The organism is Paramuribaculum intestinale (assembly GCF_003024925.1).
GTDB classification, from domain to species: Bacteria; Bacteroidota; Bacteroidia; order Bacteroidales; family Muribaculaceae; genus Paramuribaculum; species Paramuribaculum intestinale.
In genome coordinates, this window is sequence record NZ_PUED01000171.1 from 1 (window position 1) to 4,874 (window position 4,874).

Genomic DNA, 4,874 nt, shown 5'->3' on the forward strand with positions numbered 1-4,874 from the left:
GCCCTGATGGCCCCCTCGGGGAAGTGTCAGGCCGACATAACCCGGCTTACAGTCCGGCTGCAAAGCATTAATTCCGCCGACAGTTTTCTCGTAATGAGAAATTGTCGGCGGAATCTGTTTATTTCACTATATTACCGGCGAGGCCGATATGGCTGGACTGTTACCGGTTCCTCCGTTTCAGACGGTTGTATGATGGCCCTACACCCAGTTCGCCCGCTTTGCTGACATCGGCCGATCCCTTGTTGCTGTCGCCGAGCATAAAAAAAACCAATCCGCGGTTGTAGTAGGCTTCTCCGAAGTCGGGCTTAAGTTCTATAGCGCGGTTGAGAGCCTTGAGTGCCGAAGTGTAGTCCTGCAGCTGAAGCAATATCACTCCCTTGTTGTAGTAAGCCACAGGCATTTCAGGCGAAAGCTCTATGACTTTGTCGATATCGGCCATTACTTCGGTCATATTGGCGCGGCGCTGCTGCATCGATGCGCCCGGCATGATTGCCGGAGCCGTCTGATGAATGCGTCCGTCGCCTGGCTGTGTTTTCGCACTCTCTTCGGCTTCCGATTCGAGTTTCTGCAGGCGGGCTATGCCTCTCATGAAGTATGCCATGGTGAAGTCGGGCGTAAGTTCCAGCGCTCTGTTGAAGTCGGCTATCGAACCATCATAATTGCGTAGCGTCAGCAGGTCCATTGCTCGTCCGAAATAGTCTATCGCACGAGGCTTATGCGATGACAGATATGAATTGTAATAATTCACCGAATCGAAATGGCGCTTTATCTGGTCTTCGTCGTCAAGGCTCGGCACAGAATTGGTCACCTGCAACAAGAATCTCAGTGCGCGTGTGCGGTTGATCTCATCCACCTCCTTGATGTATTCGGGGTTGGGGCGCAGTTCAGTGGGTGAATTGTAATACGATGCTGTGAATATTGGCTCGTATGAGATGCTGACATTACGGTTCTGCACCCTGCCTCTGATGCTTTTATTGATGAACTCCTGCTCTATGTTGGTATTGTCGTTGACCGTAAGAAGTGATGTGAAGCGTGCCATTACCTTGTCGGGCGACTCGGCCGCGCCGCGCATTATCTCTTCGAAATCCTTGTCAAACGGAGTCGGCTCACCGGCAGTCTGAGGCTCGGTGCTGTTACCGTCTGACGAGGTTTTGATGCTGCTGTCCTGGCCTCCTTGTTCTCGGATGTCGTTGCGACCCGAATTTCCAGCTTTGTTACCGCGGGCCAGTGCGAGAGATCGATCAAAATCCTCTTTCGCTTTCATATCGCCCATGTCGCGGCGTATCTCTGATCGCAGGAAATATCCTGCTGCCAGATTGGGATATGCGGCTATGATGGTATTGATGTCGGCGAGCGCGCCTTTGAAGTCGCGTTTTTCCTTCAACACGAGAGCGCGGTTATACAACGCCCGGTAGTCTGTGCCTCTCAGGGCAAGCACTTTGTTGAGATCAGCAAGCGCCTTGTCGAAATCTCTAACTTCACACAGTAGCAGAGCACGGTTGAAATAACCGGTATAATCTTCCGGGTCAAGTTGTATGGCATACTCATAGTCGCTCAACGCGCCGTAATAATCATCAAGATTGTGTCGAAGAAACGCGCGATTTATGTAGAACCCCGGATATTTGGGTTGCAGACGAATGGCTTCGTTCATGTCGTCGAGTGCCGCCGCGTAGTCGCGGTGGGAGTTTATGGCCACGTCGGCTCTGATAAGGTATGCGTTGACAGAGCGTTTGTTAAGATCAAGAGCCTTTTCCACGTCGGCGAGAGCCCCGACGGTATCCTTCTGCTCCAGACGCAGGCGTGCGCGCCCCACGTATCCGCCATCAAATCCGCTGTGCGTGGCGAGCAGCGCATCGAATGTGGCCGCAGCCTCGTCATACCGCTTCAGTTCTTGATATGCGAGAGCCTTGTTGAACAGTATCACACGGTTTTCAGGCAGAGTGCCGAGCACTTCGTCATAATCGTTCAGCGCGTCTTCAACGTTCCCGATATTTTGGTTGGCCACCGCGCGCAGTTCGTAGGCGTCGAGCAGAAACGGATTCTGTTCGAGAGCTTTGGATGCGTCGGCTACAGCCCCTCGGAAGTCGTCGAGATTGTATTTGGCTATCGCCCTGAAAAAATATGGCTGTGCGAGATAAGGCTTGGCTGCGATCACTTGGTTGAAATACTGTATCGACAGCATATAGTCTTCAAAATAAAGCGCGTTGCGCCCTACCTGCATCACCTGATCTGTATTGATCTGTGCGTGGGTCGGCATCTCGCATGAAAGGAGTGCCGCCAGACACGCTATCCTGATTATAAAACGTGATAACATTGGATTTGTAAGTAAGCTGTGGGAATAGACCCCGATCATTCCTGCAAATGATATAATGATCAGATTATCCCATGCAAAGTTAATTCATTTGCATGGGCAAAAGCAAGCTATGATGGTGAAAAAACTGTAATTGCCGTCATTTTGCCACTGTAGAGCCCAGCACGAGCAGTCCGAGGCTGACCATGAGTATGCACAGATCGGCTGCCTTTGCTTTGAAATTCTTTTCGCGAAGCATTACAGCTCCGTAGATGAATGGGATAACGACACTGCCGCGACGTATCATCGACACGACAGAAATCATCGCACCATCGAGCGACAACGAATAGAAGTAAGCTATGTCGGCCACGGTCAGAAATATCGATATCAGCGGGATCGTCCATCGCCACGAAAAAACAGAATGCGATGACGACGACCATCGTCTTACAGCCATCAGGGCGCACGACATGATGATGCATTGATAAAACGAATACCATGCCTGGACGTCGAGCGGTCGGAAATGCCGGAGGAGATACTTGTCGTAAAGCGCGCTGACGGCGCCAAGCAGTGCGGCTCCGACAGCCATCCATAGCCATCGGCTGCTTCGTAGCGAGATCCCCTCGCTTGCGCTTATGCGAGAGATCATGTAGAGTGATAGAAAACCGAGCGATATGCCGGCCCACTGCAGGAGATTGAGCTGTTCGCCGTACACAGCCACTGCGCCGACAAGCACCATCACCGGACGGGAGGCGTTGATAGGTCCTTGTATGGTCAGAGGCAGATGTTTCACGGCGAAATATCCAAGGATCCATGACCCGAGCACGATAAACGACTTGATTATGATCATGCCATGGGCCGCCGGCGATGATATTGAGCACTCCCCTGTCGCAATACCGCCGACAAGTATCGGCGACATCAGCACGGCGCCGAAAACGGTGTTGAGCATCAATACCGTCAGCACGTCATTGCCACGCACCGACAGTTTCTTCATCACGTCATAAAATCCCAGACATGTAGCCGAGATAAGAGCCAGAGCCACCCACATGATCTATATTTTGCGCTTATGCAAACAGCAGTCGGAAGGCCTCTTCCACTTTGCTGACTTCAGTGATCTTTATATTCAGCGATCCGAGATCCATACCCTTGACATTGCTCCGTGGTATGATGATTTGCTCCATGCCGAGTTTCTCAGCCTCCTGTATGCGTTGTTCTATGCGGGTGACAGGGCGAATCTCGCCGGTAAGTCCCACTTCCCCGGCCATACACACGGTATGAGGCACCACAATGTCCACATTGCTCGACAGGATGGCGCTGATCACGGCCATGTCAAGAGCCGGATCATTGACCTTCATGCCTCCGGCTATATTGAGAAACACGTCCTTCTGGGCCAATTTGAACCCCACGCGCTTCTCCAGTACGGCAAGCAACATATTCATCCTTTTGGCGTCAAAGCCGGTCACAGACCGTTGCGGTGTGCCATAGGCGGCAGTGCTCACAAGAGCCTGCACCTCGATCATCAGCGGACGAATACCCTCCATCGTCACACCTATCGAGGTGCCCGACAGATTGGTGTCGGTCTGCGACAACAGTATCTCCGAAGGATTGGTGACCTCCCGCAGACCGCTACGCACCATTTCGTAAATGCCGAGTTCGGACGTGCTTCCGAATCGGTTTTTGATCGACCGGAGCAACCTATACAGATAATGTCGGTCGCCTTCAAACTGCAATACGGTATCAACAATGTGTTCCAGTACTTTAGGCCCGGCGATATTGCCCTCTTTGGTTATGTGGCCGATCACAATCACCGGCACACCGCTCTCTTTGGCATATCGCAGCAACCGTGCCGAGCACTCTCTTACCTGGCCTACGCTTCCGGCCGGAGATTCAAGTTCATCGGAAGCTATGGTCTGTATCGAATCGATGACGATCAGTCCGGGATCTGTGTTCTCGATATGCTCGAAAATGTTTTCAAGCGATGTGTCGCACACGATATACACCGTGTCGCTCTGACGTCCGAGGCGTTCGGCACGCATCTTTATCTGCATAGCGCTCTCCTCGCCCGAAACGTAAAGCACGCGACGCGATTGTATCGACAATGTGTTCTGTAGCACCAGGGTGGATTTACCAATGCCGGGCTCGCCGCCGATAAGCACCATCGAGCCGGGGACAAGGCCGCCGCCGAGCACTCGGTTGAGTTCCTTGCTCGGCATGCGTATGCGTGGAGCGTCGGATGTTTCGATTTCCGACACACGCAGTGGGCGTGGACGCTGTCGCGATGTCATTCCGCTCTTGGCGCGTGTCTGCGACGATATAGTCACCTTCTCTTCCACAAGGGTGTTCCATGCTCCGCACGCGCTGCATCGTCCTTCCCACTTCGGAAAGTCGTTTCCGCACGAACTGCACACCCACACGGTCTTTGTTTTTGCCATTGCTGATGATCTGTTTTTTCAGTTTAATAGATTGTCTAAATTTATATAATACGGATTTTGAGAAGGATTGTCAGATGGATTTTTGTTTGTGATGAGGGAGTGTAGCCGTAGCTACATGACCGGGGAGCAAACAAAAAGACGCTGGAAAGACTCTC

General features: G+C 52.2%; 3 protein-coding genes. All 3 read right to left on the reverse strand.

The features are described 5' to 3' along the window. Nucleotides 1-160: 160 nt before the first annotated feature. The 3 genes from C5O24_RS10740 to radA all read right to left on the reverse strand — a co-directional run bounded on the left by C5O24_RS10740 (nucleotide 161) and on the right by radA (nucleotide 4,719). Complete coding sequence (locus C5O24_RS10740) at nucleotides 161-2,314, reverse strand: tetratricopeptide repeat protein (RefSeq protein ID WP_161553889.1); 2,154 nt, start codon at nucleotides 2,312-2,314, stop codon at nucleotides 161-163. A gap of 136 nt (nucleotides 2,315-2,450) precedes the next feature. Next, complete coding sequence (locus tag C5O24_RS10745) at nucleotides 2,451-3,335, reverse strand: EamA family transporter (RefSeq protein WP_107034735.1); 885 nt, start codon at nucleotides 3,333-3,335, stop codon at nucleotides 2,451-2,453. 16 nt (nucleotides 3,336-3,351) lie between these two features. Beyond that, nucleotides 3,352-4,719: a DNA repair protein RadA gene (gene radA / locus C5O24_RS10750; protein ID WP_107034734.1), complete on the reverse strand. Its 1,368-nt coding sequence runs from the start codon at nucleotides 4,717-4,719 to the stop codon at nucleotides 3,352-3,354. Between the last annotated feature and the right edge of the window lie 155 nt (nucleotides 4,720-4,874).